Below are 19793 nucleotides of genomic sequence, written 5' to 3' on the forward strand. Positions count from 1 at the left end.
ACAAGGAACATGCGGATTTATTACTGAAAATTAAAGGTCACCCGAGGTGGACAAAATTATGATAACAGAGCAACAACTACTTGATTTCATGCGCGAGACCGCATACAAGCCTATGACATACCAGGAGCTGGAGCAACATTTTGACATTAAGGATGCAGAAGAGTTTCGTGAATTTCTTAAGCTCTTGAACGCATTGGAGGAAGACGGGAAAATTCTGCTGACCCGCACGAACCGTTATGGTGTTCCAGAACGGATGGATTTGCAGCGCGGGCGTTTGCAGGCCCATGCCAAGGGCTTTGCTTTTTTGATTCCAGAGGACCGGGAGCACCCGGATGTATACATTCATGCTAACGACTTAAAGAGCGCGATGAATGGAGATACGGTACTGGTAAGAGTAACATCAAAGGGACCTGCGGGTGGCCGACTAGAAGGCGAAGTTGTGCGAATCGTGAAGCGCGCAGTGCTTCAGGTAGTCGGTGTGTTTCAGAGCCACGAAGCATACGGTTTTGTTTTGCCGGATGATAAACGTATTAACCGGGACATTTTCATTCCTAAGGACAGCTTTAACGGAGCTGTAAACGGACAAAAGGTCGTCGTGCGTATTGTGAGCTATCCGGAAGGACGTGCAGCGGCAGAAGGCGAAGTGCTGGAGGTGCTGGGTCATAAGGATGATCCGGGCGTTGACATCTTGTCCGTTATTCGCAAGCATCAGCTCCCAGAAGCTTTTCCGGATGAAGTGATGGCGGAAGCGGATGAGGCTCCTGATGCGATTACGGAAGAGGAGATTATACGTCAGGGACGGCGTGATTTGCGCGATAAAATCATTGTTACCATTGACGGGGAGGATGCCAAAGACCTCGATGATGCGGTTAATGTAGAGCGTTTGCCGAACGGAAACTATCGTCTGGGCGTTCATATTGCTGACGTAGGGTATTATGTGCGTGAGAACTCCAAGCTGGATCTGGAGGCATATAACCGCGGTTGTAGTGTGTATTTGGTTGACCGCGTCATTCCGATGCTTCCACATCGACTTTCAAACGGAATTTGTTCATTGAATCCTCAGGTGGATCGACTGACTTTATCCTGTGAGATGGAATTCAATGAGCATATGAAGGTCGTAAAGCATGATATTTTCACCAGCGTGATTAAAACGAAGGAACGGATGACCTATACTAACGTTCGCAAAATCCTCGAAGAGGAAGATGCAGAACTGATGGAACGGTACAAGGACCTGGTTGATGTATTCCGTACGATGAAGGATTTAGCATTGAAGCTGCGTGCGAATCGGATGCGCCGCGGTGCAGTTGATTTTGATTTTGATGAGGCCAAAGTGATTGTAGATGATGAAGGCAAAGCTGTCGATATTGTGAAGAGGGATCGTACGATAGCCGAACAAATTATTGAAGAGTTTATGCTGGCGGCCAATGAAACGGTAGCCGAACATTTTCACTGGCTCAAGGTACCGTTCTTGTACCGGATTCATGAGGACCCCGACCCAGAGAAGCTGCAAAACTTTATGGCTTTTGCAGCTAATTTTGGTCATCAGATCAAAGGTCGAGGAAATTCCATTCATCCGCGAGCACTGCAAACATTGTTAGAAGACATTCAGGGTACGAAGGAGCAAACGGTGCTTAGCACAATGATGCTGCGTTCGATGAAGCAGGCAAAATATGATGCGGAGTCTACAGGACATTTTGGACTGGCTGCGGAGTATTACTCTCATTTTACATCACCGATTCGTCGTTACCCTGACTTGGTAATTCACCGTGTCATTCGTGAGGTATTGGAGAATGGCGGGGCTTTAACAGACGAGCGTCAGGAATATTTGACTGCACGCATGCCAGATATTGCTCAGCAATCCTCCGAGCGTGAACGTGTGGCTGTGGATGCAGAGCGCGACACAGAACAGATGAAAAAGGCTGAATATATGCTGGATAAGGTCGGCGAGGAGTTCGAAGGGATCATCAGCAGTGTAACCAGCTTTGGGATGTTCATTGAGCTGGACAACACAGTCGAGGGCTTAACGCGTCTGAGTGCACTTACGGACGACTATTATCATTTTGACGAGCAGCATATGGCGTTAATCGGAGAACGCACCTCTAAGGTATTCCGCATTGGGGATGAGGTTAAGGTTCGCGTCGCACGTGTGAATATGGAAGATTACACAATTGACTTTGAACTCGTCGATATGAAGCAACGGCAACGTCGTGAACGGACGGGAGGCTCGGGCCAGGGTGGAGATTTTGCACGTGGCGAGGGCCGTGCTAAAGGCAGAGGCCGAGAAGGACGTGATCGTAAGGGCGGTAAGGACAAGGCTGGTAGAGAGCGTAAAGGCGGTCGTGAGGCGGCTGGAAAGCCTAAAGAGGGCGGCAACGGAGGAATCAGCACCGCAGGTCGCGCAGGTCGCGGTGGTGGAAACGGTGTCGGTACAGGCTCGCCAGGCAGCTTCGGCTTTGGTAGTGGCAAGGGCGGATACAATTCGCCAGCAACGGCTGCAAGCAAGCGACGGAAGAAGACGTCTGCCAGCGGGATATTCATTGGTGATGCAGCTACCCCAGGTAGTGATGCCAGACCAGGTGGCGAAGGCGCAGCACGTCGCAAGCGGAAAAAAAAGGGCGCTAACGGCGGGAATAGCACCGCTGGGTTTGTACGGAAAAAGAAAAAGTAGGTTGATATAACTTACTTGTTAGGAGATTGGGGCTTCCGAGAGCAGTGAATGAAGCTTAAGGATGCTTAGAATATGAGCGGTTTCTGTCTGTAGTAATGGATAGAAGCCGCTTGGTTTTAGTGTGCTATAAGTGTAATGAGAAATGTAAAAGGCTTGACCTTTCTTGCTTTTACCCTCCGAAATTTGTTACAATATATTTCTAGGTAGCTCTTTGTAGCAGGAATTCTAGATTGAATCTAAGTTATTCATAAGGAGTGGTATTCATGGGTAAGAAGGCAGACGGGAAAGTGCTCGCCCAGAACAAAAAAGCTTCCCATGACTATTTTATTGAGGACACCTACGAGGCGGGCATGGTGTTAACGGGAACGGAAATTAAGTCTCTGCGGAATGGTCGCTCTAATATAAGCGATGCTTTTGCTACGATCCGTAATGGCGAAATCCATATTCACAATATGCATATCAGCCCTTTTGAACAAGGTAATCGTAACAATCCGACTGATCCGACGCGCACCCGTAAGCTGTTGCTGCATAAAGAGCAGATTCGTAAGCTTATTGGTCTCTCCAAACAGGAAGGCTACACCATCGTGCCGCTCAAGATATATGTTCGCAACGGTTATGCAAAGCTGCTGCTTGGACTGGGTAGAGGTAAAAAGCAGTATGATAAGCGAGAAACAGCTGCCAAACGTGATGCACAGCGTGATATCCAACGTGCTCTGCGCGAGAAGCAAAAAATAGCGAGATAAGCAGTCTGCTTACTCTGTATGGTACAAATTACGTGGATAAGTTACTTGTTCCTGTAATGGTGCTATTTTATCGAGCTAGAATGGCTTCAATCCGTTTCGTTATGACATGTAATATGTTATACTAACAAAGTAGTAAGTTTTCAAAGATCTTGGATTTAACCTGATTCGAGTGTGTGTTGAATCTTAGGATTCAGCTTTTGATATTATGCACTTATGCTCCGGTATTTCCGGATTTATCCGTGGAGCCCTTTTATAATAAGGGGGCGTTTATGGATTCGACGGGGATAGTTCGAGCATGGGTAGCGGGTAGTGGGGACGCGTCCGCTTCATCAACGCTAAAGCCTATTAAACGGCAAACAACAAAACAACTACGCTTTCGCAGCTTAATAACCTGTGAGCGTGCTCCTCTCCTGCATCGCCCATGTGCCGGATGTAGGGGCTAACCTATAGTGGGATACGCTGCCACATCTCCGCCTGGGGTGTGCTGAAGAAGACAATCAGGCTGACCCAACGTATAGCCGGTTACGGGGCGATACTCGGGTGACATCAAAACTGTGACTACACCCGTAGAAGCTTATGTGTCGTTATCTTCGGACAGGGGTTCGACTCCCCTCGCCTCCATATGTAGTATTATGAAAAGCGGCCTTGATGGGTCGCTTTTTTGCTTACTTTAATTTCCCTGTCGCATAGTCCAAAGTGAGGTAAAATAAATGTTGGCAGTCTTATTGTATTTGACTTCTAGCTTGTCAACAGATTGGATATTGAATACTTAGATCCGCATTCCTTAAAAATGAGTTTATGTTAAGGAGTTCTGCTATCTTGAAGGAGTTGTTGGAGTTCTAATAAGATTTGAGGAGCTCTCTATTAAACAAGCATTTATAGATAGCTTGATGATGAATCACTCAAGTTATACCGAAAAGTGATTTGCCTACCACGCCGGACGTGAGGGACGATTCGATATATTAGCGAGTGAGCCAATGTCAATTATTAACCGCCAATTGAGCCATTTCAATCATCGCAGAAATGCAAAGCCGGTTTGTTGAAAATATGAAATGCCATTGCCTCGCATCCAGGCTATTTAAAATGCGTCTAATCTTCCTTGTGTATGCTGCCGATAATCATATTAAGCGTTGAGCTTTGGGATTGACAAGATTGATTCCTAAGGAGGAATAGAGCCATTTATACAGACCATGAATAATTTTCATCGTAGTACCACTATCTATGTAAAACATTGGAGGCTCTTAAATGGTATTGGTAGACGTGCATGGTTCATGCTTAAGCAGAGATATTTTCAACGTTAATAAAGACACTAATATATCAGTTAATAGTTATTTAAGCAGAAATAATATTGTATCTAGTATGATGCCTCCTGCAAATATTTCTACAAGATCTGAAGAGTTGCTTTTTTTTAATAGTGAGTATTCTCATCGTTGTTTACGAAACGGTATTGAAAAAAACACTGTTCCAATCCTTCTGAATTCTAGTGCTGATTTCCTAGTGATTGATTTTTTTGACCTTTGCCAGCCGGTAGCTGTATATAAAAATACGACTTTCTCTACTTATGATTATTCATTTTATAATACGGCAGCCTATAAAAGTGAATCGGAACAATTCCAGTCCATTAATTTCTTGGAAATTCCAAGTTGGTTATGGTATGGATATATAGATCTATATTGGGAGAAAATGATTGAGAAATTTGGAGGAAATATAATACTGGTTAGAACTAGAGGTTGTAATCATTATATATCGAGAGATGGAGAGGTTAAGGATACTCCTCCTGCGATGTTGCATTTTGGAAATGCGATTTATAATAAACAACTTTATGAACTCGAAGAGTATGTTATAAATAAATATAATCCCTATGTTTTAGATGTTTCAAAATATTTTATTGCCGACGAAGAGTATAATCGGGATGTAACACCCGTTCACTTTGAAGAAAACTATGCCATAAGTTCTTGGTCATTGATGCAAAATATTATCCTGAATAAACCGAAACAAAGATACTATGATAACCTTAGGCCGCAGGTGGTTGCCGACCTATTGGGAAGAAGGGTTGATGAGAGAAATTTTGAGGTGATCTGGAGAGAAACAGAGAGTTTTTTTGTTTCAAACGATCTTCTGGATGATATATGTTTAGAAAGTGCTTCAATAGATATTATTCAAAACAGAAAATGGTTAGCCACCCTTTATCAAAAGGTGGATGAAGTATATTCAACCTTCTCTGATATAAACATGGATGAAAAATTAACATTTATAAATGAATTCATCAATGGAATTGAACTATCGGAAGAAGATAATGTGTTTCAACGGTATTATTTAAATAAACTAAAAGAAAAACAGGAGTACTTAAATCTACCTGTTGAGCATTTGGTGGAAAGTTTTACAGAAGCATTAGATAAAAATGACTTAAGATGGGTTCAAATGCTGAATTGTTTGGGTATATTGCTTCCAGAAGATGAAGCGGTTATGTATTATCATTTGCAGTACTCTATCGCTGTTGATAATAAATTGATGATTACTAAGCTTAAGCAACGGCTAAATTGTGTAGAATAAACCCGTATGACTAGTCTCCAGTGGAAGTGATATCTGTCTGTAACTACACCCGTAGAAGCTTATGTTACGTTATCTTCGGACAGGGGTTCGACTCCCCTCGCCTCCATCGATCAAATCCACAACTTTGTAGCTTAAAGATGACTTCTATGTTTTCCTTGTAGCGGTCAGCTTTTATACATAGCCGCCGATGAACTACTTGATCTCAAGATGGTTCCAGCTGGTGATGTGGTCCTGAAAGACAAAAAGCAGCCATCACAGATTTTCTTCTGTTGATGGCTGCTTTTTCTTTTAATAGCTTTTATTCTATTGCATTCACATCCAAAGCTTGTATTTGGCCTATTTTAGATATAATACTTAGATGAAAAATGACAATTTATAAAGTTATAAGATGGAGGGGAAATCTTGCGTAGTTGATACAAAAGAATTTGATAAAAAAATGATAACCGATTTTTTTATTTGTAATTGGGGAACTCCACAAATGGTGATTTCTAGCGGGATCTATCAATGTGATGAGTTAGATGGATTTGCTGTCGTAGATCATAAAGAAAAGATTATGGGATTAATCACTTATGTTATAAGTGATAATGAATGTGAAATCATTTCTTTAGATAGCAAAGATGAAAATAAGGGAATTGGTACTGCGTTATTGAATGAGGTGGAAGCAGTATCAAAAAAGAGCGGATGTTGCAAAATAAAATTAGTAACAACTAATGATAACTTGCATGCTTTTTTATTTTATCAAAAAAAGGGTTATCAAATTGCGAAAATATTCCCAAACTCTGTTGAAAAGGCAAGGATTATAAAACCTAATACACCAAAAATATCAAATAATGGTATTACAATTCGTGATGAAATTCTATTTGAGAAAAGCATATTATGAATATTACAAGGACAATTTGAATTAACTAAAATTATTTTGTGTAGTATTCTTGAATAGAGGTGGTACGGACTTCGCGTTGAATGATGCTTTCGTCGGCACTGGCTTTTTTTTGGTTTGAAGGGCTACTCTCTCATTTAATTGCATTAGTTTCAGTTTAGATCCGTCGCCACTTCTCCGCTCTATGAGCGGGTTTTTGCTTTTTAGTAGGTTCGAATCCGGACCAAGTATAATTTTAACTCAACAATCTCCCATTATCCAAACCACTTGATAAAAATCATTTGTATTATGGTAGCTGCCTTTCCAAGTCATAATACCTGCTTTCATTCTGAGCAAGGATGGATTCAATTCGATCCATAGTCCGTTCCGATCAATCCTCTTATCCATATTGATTTCAGAAATATACATTGAAAATAACGCATGCTATGGTTCTTTCTGTAAACAAAGTCTCGATTCTGGCCGATACATACATAAGATGGGTTATTGTTAAATATGCCCTTTTGCTTTTATATTTTGAATTAAATACTCATCTTTTTAAGAAGAAGGGACTAACCCTATGAACTATATGGACGAGCATATTTTAAGTCTTAAAAATAAGCTTAATTATGATGTTGCATCTAATAACGTAAATACGAGTCTTTCTCAAACTGTTATTTCCGAACAGGATCACTCCGTTTCTGAGAAAAATTTGGCGTTACGGTTAGGTGATGAGCTCATTACGCTCGAATTGAGGGTGATCTTGGACGGACAAATGCAGGTAAGCGTGCCGAAATCTTTTAGTTTGATGCTACTGGAGCAGGCCAAATTTAAGTATCCTTCGGAATATCGTCCAGAGGCCATTTACACCTCAGAGGATGGGACGGTGAATATCACCTTTAGTCGGACAGAATCATTTTTGGCGGACGAGGAACTTCCTGATTTTGTGGAGCAAATGGTGGACACTTTGCGATCTGTACAACCAATCCGTAATTGGCTGGGCACTCAAGTGATCGTAAATCATTCCGGGCTGTCCATTGGGTTGATCCGTTTTGTTGCTGCAGGCGTGGATACGAATTTGTACAACGAAATCCTGCTGTTCACCCATGCAGGACAGGTAATGATGGGAACGTTTAACTGTATGGAATCGGACATGGAGGTATGGCTGCCTGTAGCGGAAAACACAGTACAATCGCTCCATGCAGTCTCTTTGCTTTTACATCCTACGCTTGAGAGAGGAGTGGATTCGCTATGAGTCTGGGCTACGACAATATCCAAATCCATCCCTATGAGTTGGTTGAGCTGGAGCAGCTTACCCTCACGAAGAAAATCAACGAGCATACTCGGCTCTATTTTACAGGGATCATACCGGAAGACATGCAGGACAGCTATGTGGAAACGACGGAAAAGAACACGATTATTGAGGTAAGCCAGCGCAATGAATCGGGTGAAAGTAAGCCGCTATTCAGCGGAATTGCGCTATCGGTCGAAGTGAAGGTTGTGCGGGATGTGTACTATCTGGAGGTAGAGGCCATCTCCCATACTTATCGGATGGATATTCAGCAACGCACCCGTTCTTTTCAATATACCAAAATGACGATTCCTCAGATGCTGGAGCAGATTGGTAAGGATTATGAAGGGTTGGATGTGATTGATGGAGCGACAGGTGGAGAGCCTATCGGACGGATTGCCATCCAGTATCAGGAGACGGATTGGGCTTTTTTAAGACGCATGGCTTCCCGCTATCATACGAGCCTGATGCCTGTGTCGCGTTTTGATAGTCCCAAATTTTATTTTGGCATTGAAGACAGCCCTGCACAGGCAGTACTGGATCATACCCGTTATACGGTACGCAAGCAGATGCTACCTTTCCGCTACTTTCAGGAAAATGAGCAGGCAAAGGTAAACGAAAATGACTTTATTTTTTATGAGGTGGAGACAGATGAGGTGCTGGATTTGGGCGCTCAGTTGACCTTTCAGGGACACAGTTTGTATGTCATGGAGGCTTATACGGAAATGAGACAGGGTCTGTTGCGGCATCAATATGTGCTTGCCTCGTATAAAGGCTTACGGCAGAAAGGCTACTATCAGGAAAAGCTGGCGGGCGCTTCATTAGGCGGAGTAGTCGTGGATGTGCGTCAGGATCAGGTACGTATCCATCTGGATTGCGACGAGAAGCAGGCGGTCAATCAGGCGCATTGGTTCAACTATTCGACGGTATATAGCGGCGGGGGACATACAGGCTGGTACGTAATGCCGGAAAAAGGGGACCCGGTTTCACTCTATTTTCCGGGCAGCCGTGAAGAGGATGGGGTAGCAGGCAGTGCAGTCCGACGTGCAGACAGAGGGAGCGGACATAACAAGCTTTCCAATCCGCAGATGAAAATATGGCGAACACCTCATGGAAAAGAAATTCGTTTGGGACCGGATGAACTGGTCGTGACGGGTAAAGATGGTGCTATTTTTATTAAGCTGGACGACAAGGAAGGCATTCATATTGTGAGCAGTAAACAGGTAATTATCTCGGCGGGTGGTAATCTGAGCTTGTCGGCAGGGAAAACGATGAGTTTGTCGGCAGGCAGCGAGCTGCGTATGGATTGCAATGGCAGTCATATTCAATTGAGTGGATCAGCGGACATGAAGGGCAGTGAAGTAAAGTCGAATTAGGCTATAGGGCAGCGGGTGAATGGCGTCAGCCTGAAGATATGAATTTATGAAGAGCTTTAGGTGGTGGTTGGGTACAAATGGAGAAGTCTATTGATGAGTTAGAACCGCAATGGCAAGCCATTTTGAATCAGGCGTGGTTTCTCATCCGCAGAGACTGGGCGCTGAAGTTCAATGTGACGCAGGAGCAACGGGTTCAGGCTTGTGTCGAAGAGTTCCGGGGATATTGCCAGCACATTCGGCGAGAGCAGCTTCAAGGAAGAAAGGGAAGGATCGGTTATATCACGTACTCCATGCTACGTACCGCATGGCTGGAAGAACGGCCTGCTTATCTCGTAGAGGCTTCCGATGCTTTATGGATGCTTGATCCGCAGCCGATCCGATTGGAATGGGATACAAGCTGGGCATATTCCTACTGGACCGATTTGCAGCGACAATTGCGAAGGGAGGTAGAGAAGCAGCATGTTTCTCTAACGGAGCTTGAATGGGAGCAGGTTATGCTGGAGGCAGCGGTACACATTCATGCGCTCGTTGTGAATGTGGTGCGCTTGGCGATGAAACAGGCGGTGTGCTTACCGGAGTTTCAAGAGCTGGAGCGGGAAGAGACGTTCGAGATTCGTGTGGGTGAATTTTTGGATCATAGTGTGTCAGTATATCGAGAAGATCGCAGAGTCATGGAGGCAAATGATATCCGGTCATGGTTGGAGGAAAAAGAAGAACATGCGTACAGCTATCAGGCGTTGACCCAAGTTCAATTGTCAGATGGGGATTATAGCCTGTTGGATTTTCGTTATACAGCCTTTCGCCAAATCAGGATGGAACATAGTCGTCTGCATGGCTGTATCCTGGTAGGAACGGTGTGGCAGGAAAGTGAGTTAAATGGAATCGATTTGACATACAGCTTGCTTCATGGAGCCAATTTTAGCGGATGCTCGATGAAAGGGGCCATATTGGATGTCGTTATGGGTAACGCCGGATATGGATCAGATGCTTCATTGGATTGGGAGGCATTGGGTTTTGCTGGCGTAGATTTCACAGGGGCGAGCTTGCAGGGAGCCCGTTTTCATGATGCACAGTTACGAGGAGCCATTTTTCAAGAGGCGTTACTACAAAAAGCGTCCTTGGACGGGGCAGACCTCACGGATGCCTGCTTTGTTGGAGCAGATGCGACAGGTGCATCCTTTAAAGGGGCTTGTTTGATCGGAACCGATTTTACGGGTGCAAACGTACAAGGAGTCATTTTTACCGATGAGCAGCGTAGAGGAGCCATTGGTTTGGAGTGGTCTACACAGGTAAGGGATGATGCTAGCAAAAAGGAGTGGCTGCATTGAGATATTTTCGACTGATGATAGACGAGCGGGTAAAACATCGGGTGGAGCCTGCTGCGCTGTCTCCTTTGCAAGTAGAGAAAATCCTGACAGAAGCTGAGGGAGATCAACAGAAGGATGATCCTCTTTTTTTGGCTGTACATAGCGATCCACGAACAGTGTACCCGGATTTTCTGGAATTCCCCCTACCCCTGGTGTCTGATCGGATGAAAGTATTATTGGAGAAATATATGCCGGGACTGAAATGGAAAGCGGCCATCCTTACCGATTTCCAGCAGGCCAGACAGGAGGTATACTGGGTGCTTCGTCCGCCGATGGTGGACTGTTTGTCCGCACAAACGGAATGGTATCCCAATGGTACGTTGAAGCGTTTGATACTGAGACAGGGGGAGATAGAGCCCCCTGTTTTTCGGATTGAGGGACTGATCGAACCTCATATCTATATCCATTTGGCTGTGGCAGAAAGCCTGCTGCGCCGATCTTTTACAGGCATTCGAGTGCAAAGAGTCGAGATGGAAGCACTAAGGAGGATGGGGTAAGTGGAAGAAGCCCAAGTGAAACCGGGAACGGGCGCAAAAAAAAGCTATGTCGTGGCAGGAGCGATCTTAAGTTGTAGTTATGGCACACAACCTACCCGTTTGAAAAGACCTTTTAGCCATGGTGTCTACGTAAAAAACAAAGCACAAATGAACATTGGAGATTACGTTCCAGGAGTGAACATTCAGTCTTTTGGAAATTGCTCCAGTCCTTTAAATCCGGCTGTACAGGCTAGTGAGATGGTGGACATCTATGGCGTGAAAAAGGCTCCGTGTGTTCCAGTTCTGACCATGCCGTGGCTGAATGGGAAAAGTGATGTGAAGATCGAGGGACAGCCGGCCTTGACACAAAACTGTACCCATCAGTGTCTGTATTGTGGTCATATCCAAATTGAAAATGATGGACAGGAGCTGGATTAAGAGTCTGTTTCTCTAGTCCCTGCGAATGGTTTGAAAATATTAATATGGGGAGGGCATTGATATTATGGCAGGAGGACTCAATAAAAAATCAAAACGGGGTTGGTAAGACTATGGAGAAGCAAATGGATCAGTTATATCCTCAAATTGCAGAGCATATTTTAGATATGATACCTGAAGAGGAATGGCATGAGATTTATTTGTATGCTGAAATATTAGATGGCTCTAGTAATGTATACTTTTATTTCAATGCTTCTGAGGACGGAGACTATATATATTCTCATGATATCCCTGATAAATACGGTGTAAGTGGGGAAGTTTATGATGACTTGCTATTAGGATTACAATCCAAATTTGAAAAGCTAAGAAAAATATTTATTGATAATGATCAGGAGGCGTGGACGAATTTAACCTTAGCACTGAAGTATCCTGGTAAATTAAATATTCAGTATAGCTATGAAGATATGATAACTTCAGAATTAACGTCAACCCAACAACAAATAATTTTTGAATATCAACATTTAGGGTTGTTTCCTATAAGTGAGAGAAATATACAATTTTTAGAGGGATATTTAGATAATCAAGATAAGTCCCGGTAGAACCAAGCCCACTTTGACATAATCGTCATTGTGGTTTTTTATTAAGCTATAGCCTCGGGATGAAAGAGCGCTATATATTGGGAAGGAAGTAAGTAAAAAATGACGAAATGAAAAAATAAAACCATTCCAACTTCTAAACTAAAAAAAGGAGCCCTTTATAAAGTCTAAAGAAATATTTAAGGGATGGAACAAACAGGATCTTTGGAAGGGGACTTGCCTCCGTTGAGTATGCAATTATGTTTTCGCGGCTTCTTTTTTCATTCATCTTCAAAGGCAACTCAAGGATTCATTTTCTCCTCTCTTTAATAAAGTGTTGACAAGAACAATGAAATATTATATCTTTATATCAAGATAAATAAATTAAAGATAAAACAACAGCAAATTTTGAATAGGGAGGTATACACATGATTGCGATTTTAGAAAGAATTAACCAGTTGGCAAACAAAGCAAAAGAAGTTGGGTTAACTGAAATTGAAAAAACGGAACAAATGGATCTTCGCAAAGAATACCTTCAAATCTTTCGAGGCTCAATCAAAAGCATACTTTTGAATGCTACGATTTATGATCCGAATGGAGATGATGTTACTCCTGAAAAATTAAGAAAAGAACAGGCTCAAATCGTTAAGCCATGAATTTAATTTTGTCTAATATCTCTAATTTAAAAATCTTTAAATAATAAATATAATATGGAGAGTGATTTTATGTTGGCGAGTGGATTGTTGTTAATACGTTTGGTGGTTGGATTGCTATTCGTGGGGCACGGGGCTCAGAAGCTTTTTGGCTGGTTTGGCGGCTATGGTCCAAAAGGTACCGGTGGTTGGATGGAATCAATCGGGATCAAGCCTGGGGTATTGATGGCTGTGGCCGCTGGATTGATGGAATTGCTGGGAGGGGCTCTATTTACTGTAGGACTGCTCACTCCACTGGCTGCACTGTTGATTACGATGGCGATGCTCGGAGCGATTGTCAAAGTGCATGGTCAAAACGGAATCTGGGCAACCGCTAATGGCTATGAATATCCACTGGTTCTTATTGCTGTCGTAATCGGGATTGCGTTGACAGGTGCAGGTTCATATTCCATTGATGCAATACTTCATTAATACATGAACTTAGATCATTAAAAATTGAACGATAATGGAAAATAAGGATTTCTACGATTTAAAGGAGGGTTTTATATGTCACTTCAAACGACAGGTATCCATCATATTACAGCTTTTGCCGGTAATCCGCAGGCTAATGTCGATTTCTATGCAGGTATTCTTGGACTTCGGTTAGTGAAGAAAACCATCAACTTCGATGCCCCCGAGGTTTACCACTTGTACTTTGGTAACGAGGCAGGGAGCCCAGGAACGATCATTACTTTTTTCCCTGCACCGGGAACTCCCAAAGGGCGAATCGGAGGCGGCCAGGTGGGTATAACCTCGTATGTGGTACCGCTAGGTTCGCTTGATTTTTGGCAGCATCGTTTGAAAAGCTTTGGTATTTAAGTTACGAAAACAAGCCGTTTTAATGAACAATACCTTCAATTCGAGGATAATGAGGGCCTACGTCTTGAGCTTGTTGAACGTGCGGAGGGATCGAACAGTACCTGGTTTTACGATGGCATTTCGGCTGATAAAGCAATCAAGGGGTTCGGAGGTGCAGTGCTATTTAGCGCCAACCCACAGAAAACGATGGATGCATTGGAGAGCATACTCGGATTTACGAAAATCGATGAAGACGCCGAATATGCTCGTTATCAGTCCGCTGGAGAAATCGGCAACATTGTGGATGTTCCGCTCGTCAAAATGGGCTTAGGCTTTGGTGGAGCAGGCACGGTACATCACATTGCATGGCGCGCAAAAGATTTCGAGCAACATGAAGAGTGGAGAAGCGCAGTTCAGCATTATGGCTATCAGCCAACTCCAATCATCGACCGCCAATATTTTAATGCAATATATTTCAGAGAAGCGGGCGGCATACTTTTTGAAATTGCTACAGATCCACCGGGATTTGCTAACGATGAACCTGCAGAATCTTTGGGGCAGAAATTAATGCTGCCAGAGTGGTATGAACCGCAGCGGGCTCAGATCGAGGCAAACCTGCATCCTATTGAAGTGAGAACATTAACAGATAAACAAAAGTAAACGAAATCAAACGAAATAGCTGCTGTTTTGCATCCAGATGAAGTCACATAAATCCACAATCTCATTCGATTGTGGATTTTTCATTTGATAGGTTACCACCTGAAAATGAAATCCTCCGCAATTAACCTATATTTATGATTTGACTAATCTAATATACGACATTATCTATCCAGGACAGAATCTGCTTCCAGGTATGTGTCTCGTGTGCTACCGTCCTCTTGTTATTCCAACAGCTTTTCAGACTTTACCAGCATTTCTCGTAACACGTGGGCGACTCGGCTTTTCCGGTTCTCTGCTTTCTTTTTTATCACCCGTAATGCTTGCTGGTATGCTGGGTTGTTGTTTTGATAATAAAACTGCTTGGCAGCAATGCGTAATGTCCTTCTCAACAACATAGCCGATGAACGTGTTAACCTAGAACGGAGTCCCCTGCGTAATACGCGCAGCGTATTTTTGTAGGTCTCAAAATCCTCGGATGGAGGAATTAGAGCGAATAAATTTAACGAGGAGTCATTGAACCCGTAAGTTTCATACATGATTCTCAGATTTTCCGTATTTAAAACGTTACCTCTAAGATGGGTTGGATGTTCCTGATGATATCCGACCACCTCTTTGATGCAATAAAAAGGGATTTTTAAGCGATGCAGTCTATAGCCCAAGTCCCAGTCTTCGAGTCCGTACAGCACAAACCGTTCATTGAAACCTCCAATACGAATCAAGTGGTTGCGTCTGATGGCTACACAACGAGTTACTAGCATCATCCAGGGAGCTACGTCCGTTGAGGCAAATTGTTTTTGAGTACTGGGCGGAACCCTGGTGGGGCTAACGACTTTAGACAATGCACCCGTTTGATGCAGGACATCATGAGGGGTGATGATCGGGATAATTTCATTCGCTGTTTCAAAGTCGGGATTCCATAAGCCTGATTGTGTAAGTATGCTCCGACAATGTTCTTTTTCTTCCACAGAAAAGTCAGGGTGATAATGGGTAAATGCATCGTCCCACGAGTGAGGAATGCCTGAAAGCACGGATTTGGGATACTTGCGGTGATAACGACTCACGGTTTTAATGAAATGAGGTAGCACCAAAAAGTCAGCGTCGCAGAAAATGATATATATCCCTTTTGCTCGGCGCAGTCCCAAATTTCGAACGGCAGATCGACCGCGTTGTTCCGGGTGTGACACATAAGTAAGAGGATAGGATGCTTTGAAGCCTTCGACCACTTCTTTCGTCCCATCTGTAGAGCCGTCATCAGCTACAATCACTTCGAATAATTGCTTCGGATAGGTTTGTGCTTCAAATGAGGCGAGTGTGAGCAGCAGCTGCTGGGCTCGATTATAGGTTGGAATGATGACGCTGTAGCGGATTGTCAATGTGATCTCCCCCCACCATTCTTATTAGAACACGTTTGAACAAGATAAATAATAACAATGTATTCAAGGATTTTAGCCTGGTCTGGTCAAACACCCCTCAAGGTGCGAAACAGGCTTGGTCATATTGAGGATGTTAAGGTGGAGGTTCTGTAATTTTTGCTATTTTGCAGGTATTTTCAGTGGTGTGATGTATATGTCATGGCAGCATTACGCATAAGGATGTAAAGTAAAAGAGATACAAACAAACATGAGATGAAATGGACATGTTTATGGTAAACTATATGGAGTTATAGAAGACCTGAAAGAGGAGTACTATATGACACAATTTGTCTATAAGCAAATTATTGACGATCTTAAAATGAAAATTTTCGCTGGAAAGTTTGCAGATATGAGATTGCCAGATGAACGTAGTCTTAGTGAGACTTACCAGGTTAGTCGTAGTTCCATTAAACGCGCTCTGACTAAAATGGAGAGTGTCGGAATTATTTTCAAAAAACAAGGCTCCGGGACATTTATTAATCCCTTATACATAAGAAATGAATCTATCTTTAACTATGAAGGCTCTAATCTAGGAGTTACTGATAATTTTCAAATGCATGGCAAAAAGCCAAAAATCAAAGTATTGAGTTTCGAGGTCATTCCACCGACAGAAGAACTACAGCGCGATTTGTTCTTGGATACCCATGATTTTGTTTATAAAATTGTTCGCTTACGCCTGTTTGATGACGATCCCTTTATGATTGAAACGGGCTACATCCCCATTAAAATTGTCCAAGATTTAAATCAGACGATTATTGAGGGTTCCATTTTTAATTATTTGGAAGACTCGCGGAACCTGGCCGTCACCAAATCTTTTTTATCCATTTTTGCAGAACCATCCCAAGAGAATGATCAAAAGCTACTACAATTAAAAGAAAATGAACCGGTAGGCATTATGGAGGGTGTTTTCTTTTTGGATAACGGCACGCCATTTGAATTTTCACATATGCGGTTTCATTACAAATATTTGAAATTTAATACCTTTGTATCGGTACACTAACGAAAAGACTGGAGAATTCTCCGGTCTTTTTTTATGGTTTTAAAAAAGAATTAGAGCCTGCGAACCTTCCATTTATCATGAATTTTATTGGTTTATCTTTCTATATATTTTAATGTAAGAGCTTTTTTACTGTCTTTTTAATTTATATTTCATAGTATGTTCAAAATTTCACAAAATTGGACCGTATCACTTGTGAAAAAGGTTGAATTAATTTAGCGTAGCGTTATGATGTACTTGTAGATGAAATTTCCGGAAATAAATTACAAACCAAATTACAAACCAAATTACTAGGGAGTGGACACCATGGCCTTAACACCCGTGTTAGCAGAATACTCATCTCAAACATATTTGAAAAAACTTGATGCATACTGGCGTGCAACCAACTACATTTCAGTAGGTCAGCTTTATTTAAAAGACAATCCTTTGTTGAGAGAACCTTTGAAAGATTCGGATGTAAAGGTGAAGCCTATTGGACACTGGGGCACGATTCCAGGCCAAAACTTTATTTATGCTCATCTTAATCGTGTTATTAATAAATATGATTTGAACATGCTTTATATTGAAGGTCCTGGTCACGGCGGCCAGGTTATGGTTTCAAATTCATATCTTGATGGAAGCTACACTGAAATCTATCCACAAATCACTCAAGATATCCCAGGCATGAAGAAACTGTTCAAACAATTTTCGTTCCCTGGCGGTATTGCTTCGCATGCTGCTCCTGAAACACCTGGATCTATCCATGAAGGTGGAGAGCTGGGCTATTCCCTTTCTCATGGTGTAGGTGCTATTTTAGATAATCCGAATCTGATTTCGGCTGTTGTTATTGGGGATGGTGAAGCTGAAACGGGACCATTAGCCGCTTCGTGGTTCTCTAACAGATTTATCAATCCAATCACGGATGGCGCAGTGCTGCCAATCTTACACTTGAATGGCTTCAAAATTAGTAACCCAACGATTATGTCTCGCCAATCGAAAGAAGAGTTAACTTCGTTCTTTAAAGGTTTAGGTTGGGAACCGTTTTTTGTTGAAGGTGAAGACCCTGATCACATGCATCCAGAAATGGCGAAAGTATTGGATACTGCCATCGAGAAGATCGAAGCTATCCAGAAGAATGCGCGTGAAAATAATGATCTTACTCGTCCGGCGTGGCCAGTACTTATCTTCCGTTCACCTAAAGGCTGGACGGGTCCAAAGGAATGGGACGGAGTGCCGAATACAAATTCGTTCCGTGCCCATCAGGTTCCAATTCCGGTTGATCAAAAAAATATGCAGCACGCACCTGCCTTATTAGAATGGCTGAATAGCTATAGACCAGAGGAATTGTTCGACGAAAACGGTCGTTTAAAAGCTGAGATTGCTGAAATTCTGCCTACAGGCGAGAAACGAATGGGAATGAACCCTGTTGCGAATGCGGGTAATCTTATTAAAGACTTGAAATTGCCAGATTTCCGTAATTATGCGCTGGATAACTCCACACCTGGTAAAGTGATTGCGCAAGATATGTCGGTTTTGGGCAAATACGTTAAAGATGTGGTTGTATTAAATGAAGAGAATCGCAATTTCAGAATCTTCGGACCTGATGAAACGATGTCTAACCGCTTGGCTCCTGTTTTTGAAGTAACCAAACGCCAATGGATGGATCAAATTATTGAGCCTAATGATGAATTCTTATCATCTTATGGTCGTGTCATTGATTCCCAATTGTCTGAACACCAAGCTGAAGGATTGCTGGAAGGTTATGTGTTAACAGGCCGTCATGGTTTCTTCGCAAGTTACGAAGCCTTCCTGCGTGTGGTTGACTCGATGATCACTCAACACTTCAAATGGTTGCGTAAAGCAACGGATCAAGGATGGCGTGCAGACATCCCATCATTGAATGTTGTAGCTACTTCAACGGTCTTCCAACAGGATCATAATGGGTATACACACCAAGATCCAGGTTTGTTAGGTCATTTGGCTGATAAGAAACCAGAATTTATTCGTGAGTATCTGCCAGCTGACGCCAACTCTCTGCTAGCTGTTTTTGACACTATTTTAAATGATCGTCAAAAGATCAATTTGGTTGTTTCGTCCAAACACCCACGCCCACAATGGTTTTCTGCTGATGAAGCGAAGGAATTGGTGGACAAAGGTTTGAAGATTATTGACTGGGCAAGTACAGATCAAGGTGGAGAGCCTGATATTGTTATCGCTTCTGCCGGTACAGAGCCAACGATTGAAAGCTTAGCTGCGATCTCGATCTTGCATAAAAAACTGCCTGATTTGAAGATTCGTTACATCAACGTAGTAGACTTACTGAAGCTGAGAAGCCAAAAAATAGATCCTCGTGGAATATCTGACGCTGAGTTTGATCAATTTTTCACAAAGGACAAACCAGTCGTGTTCGCTTTCCATGGCTACGAAGGTCTGATCAAAGATCTGTTCTTTGATCGTCACAACCATAACCTGCATGTACATGGTTACCGTGAAAATGGCGATATTACGACACCATTTGATATGCGTGTATTGAATCAAATGGACCGTTTTGATTTAGTGAAGGAAGCTGTTCTAAACTTACCTGACGCTGGAAAGTACGCGAATATTGCGGATGAAATGGATGCAATGGTTAAGAAGCATCATCAATTCATTCGCGAAGAAGGCATTGACTTGCCAGAGGTAGAGAACTGGGTATGGGAAGGCCTGAAATAAAAAAAGTACAGTACATTTCAGCTTTGTGTTGGACAACCAAGCAGTCTAGCATGAAGTGAAATATATGATTTGGTAGCAGAATAGAAGTGCCTGGCCCCTTGACTTCAAGTATGATTTCAACGGGGATCAGGCATTTTTTGATGCAGCACACAGAGAATTTAATAGGGAAGTCACGAGCAAGTGGGTATTAAGTATATGGGGAACTG

The 19793-nt window shown here is 42.7% G+C and carries 15 protein-coding genes, 1 other RNA gene and 1 pseudogene; 16 read left to right on the forward strand and 1 reads right to left on the reverse strand.

Going from position 1 to position 19793, the window contains the following annotated elements:
- Nucleotides 1–58: 58 nt before the first annotated feature.
- From rnr to KSP24_RS18615, 14 genes and pseudogenes are all read left to right on the forward strand, one after another.
- The gene (rnr, locus tag KSP24_RS18550) at nt 59–2668 is read left to right on the forward strand and encodes a ribonuclease R (protein ID WP_064962680.1); all 2610 of its coding nucleotides are present in this window, start codon (nt 59–61) and stop codon (nt 2666–2668) included.
- 263 nt (nt 2669–2931) lie between these two features.
- The gene (gene smpB, locus KSP24_RS18555; RefSeq protein ID WP_007428162.1) at nt 2932–3411 is read left to right on the forward strand and encodes an SsrA-binding protein SmpB; all 480 of its coding nucleotides are present in this window, start codon (nt 2932–2934) and stop codon (nt 3409–3411) included.
- A gap of 259 nt (nt 3412–3670) precedes the next feature.
- Nucleotides 3671–4035: a transfer-messenger RNA gene (ssrA, locus tag KSP24_RS18560) on the forward strand.
- 621 nt (nt 4036–4656) lie between these two features.
- Nucleotides 4657–5964, forward strand: coding sequence for a DUF6270 domain-containing protein (locus KSP24_RS18565; protein WP_129548532.1), 1308 nt, complete (start codon nt 4657–4659; stop codon nt 5962–5964).
- Nucleotides 5965–6352: 388 nt separating this feature from the next.
- Nucleotides 6353–6844, forward strand: a complete 492-nt coding sequence (locus tag KSP24_RS18570) for a GNAT family N-acetyltransferase (protein ID WP_064962682.1) — start codon at nt 6353–6355, stop codon at nt 6842–6844.
- A gap of 553 nt (nt 6845–7397) precedes the next feature.
- Nucleotides 7398–8072 carry a hypothetical protein gene (locus tag KSP24_RS18575; RefSeq protein WP_040102391.1) on the forward strand — a complete coding sequence of 225 codons (675 nt, stop codon included), beginning with the start codon at nt 7398–7400 and terminating at the stop codon, nt 8070–8072.
- Entirely contained in the window at nt 8069–9484 is a 1416-nt protein-coding gene (locus KSP24_RS18580; RefSeq protein ID WP_216976179.1) for a contractile injection system protein, VgrG/Pvc8 family, read from the forward strand. Before KSP24_RS18575 ends, KSP24_RS18580 begins: the two co-directional genes overlap by 4 nt.
- Before the next feature lie 77 nt (nt 9485–9561).
- Nucleotides 9562–10812 (forward strand): pentapeptide repeat-containing protein, encoded by a 1251-nt coding sequence (locus tag KSP24_RS18585; protein ID WP_216976181.1) that lies wholly within the window; start codon nt 9562–9564, stop codon nt 10810–10812.
- 14 nt (nt 10813–10826) lie between these two features.
- On the forward strand, nt 10827–11348 hold the full coding sequence (locus KSP24_RS18590) for a hypothetical protein (protein ID WP_025677133.1): 522 nt from the start codon (nt 10827–10829) through the stop codon (nt 11346–11348).
- The gene (locus tag KSP24_RS18595) at nt 11349–11765 is read left to right on the forward strand and encodes a DUF4280 domain-containing protein (protein WP_025677132.1); all 417 of its coding nucleotides are present in this window, start codon (nt 11349–11351) and stop codon (nt 11763–11765) included.
- Between the two features lie 110 nt (nt 11766–11875).
- The gene (locus KSP24_RS18600) at nt 11876–12361 is read left to right on the forward strand and encodes an antitoxin YezG family protein (RefSeq protein ID WP_216976183.1); all 486 of its coding nucleotides are present in this window, start codon (nt 11876–11878) and stop codon (nt 12359–12361) included.
- Between the two features lie 404 nt (nt 12362–12765).
- A complete protein-coding gene (locus KSP24_RS18605; RefSeq protein WP_216976184.1) occupies nt 12766–12993 on the forward strand; it encodes a DUF896 domain-containing protein in 228 nt (75 codons plus the stop codon).
- Between the two features lie 69 nt (nt 12994–13062).
- Nucleotides 13063–13461 (forward strand): DoxX family protein, encoded by a 399-nt coding sequence (locus KSP24_RS18610; protein ID WP_013368890.1) that lies wholly within the window; start codon nt 13063–13065, stop codon nt 13459–13461.
- Nucleotides 13462–13536: 75 nt separating this feature from the next.
- Nucleotides 13537–14487 (forward strand): annotated as a pseudogene (locus KSP24_RS18615) (ring-cleaving dioxygenase).
- 221 nt (nt 14488–14708) lie between these two features.
- Here the strand turns inward: KSP24_RS18615 and KSP24_RS18620 are convergent.
- The gene (locus KSP24_RS18620; protein ID WP_216976186.1) at nt 14709–15860 is read right to left on the reverse strand and encodes a glycosyltransferase; all 1152 of its coding nucleotides are present in this window, start codon (nt 15858–15860) and stop codon (nt 14709–14711) included.
- Nucleotides 15861–16176: 316 nt separating this feature from the next.
- Here KSP24_RS18620 and KSP24_RS18625 point away from each other — a divergent pair, with 316 nt between their 5' ends.
- Nucleotides 16177–16899 carry a GntR family transcriptional regulator gene (locus tag KSP24_RS18625; RefSeq protein WP_013368893.1) on the forward strand — a complete coding sequence of 241 codons (723 nt, stop codon included), beginning with the start codon at nt 16177–16179 and terminating at the stop codon, nt 16897–16899.
- A 303-nt stretch (nt 16900–17202) separates the two neighbouring features.
- On the forward strand, nt 17203–19587 hold the full coding sequence (locus KSP24_RS18630) for a phosphoketolase family protein (protein WP_216976188.1): 2385 nt from the start codon (nt 17203–17205) through the stop codon (nt 19585–19587).
- Nucleotides 19588–19793: the final 206 nt, after the last annotated feature.

The sequence above is a fragment of the Paenibacillus sp. AK121 genome (assembly GCF_019042715.1).
In the GTDB taxonomy this organism is placed as follows: Bacteria; Bacillota; Bacilli; order Paenibacillales; family Paenibacillaceae; genus Paenibacillus; species Paenibacillus polymyxa_C.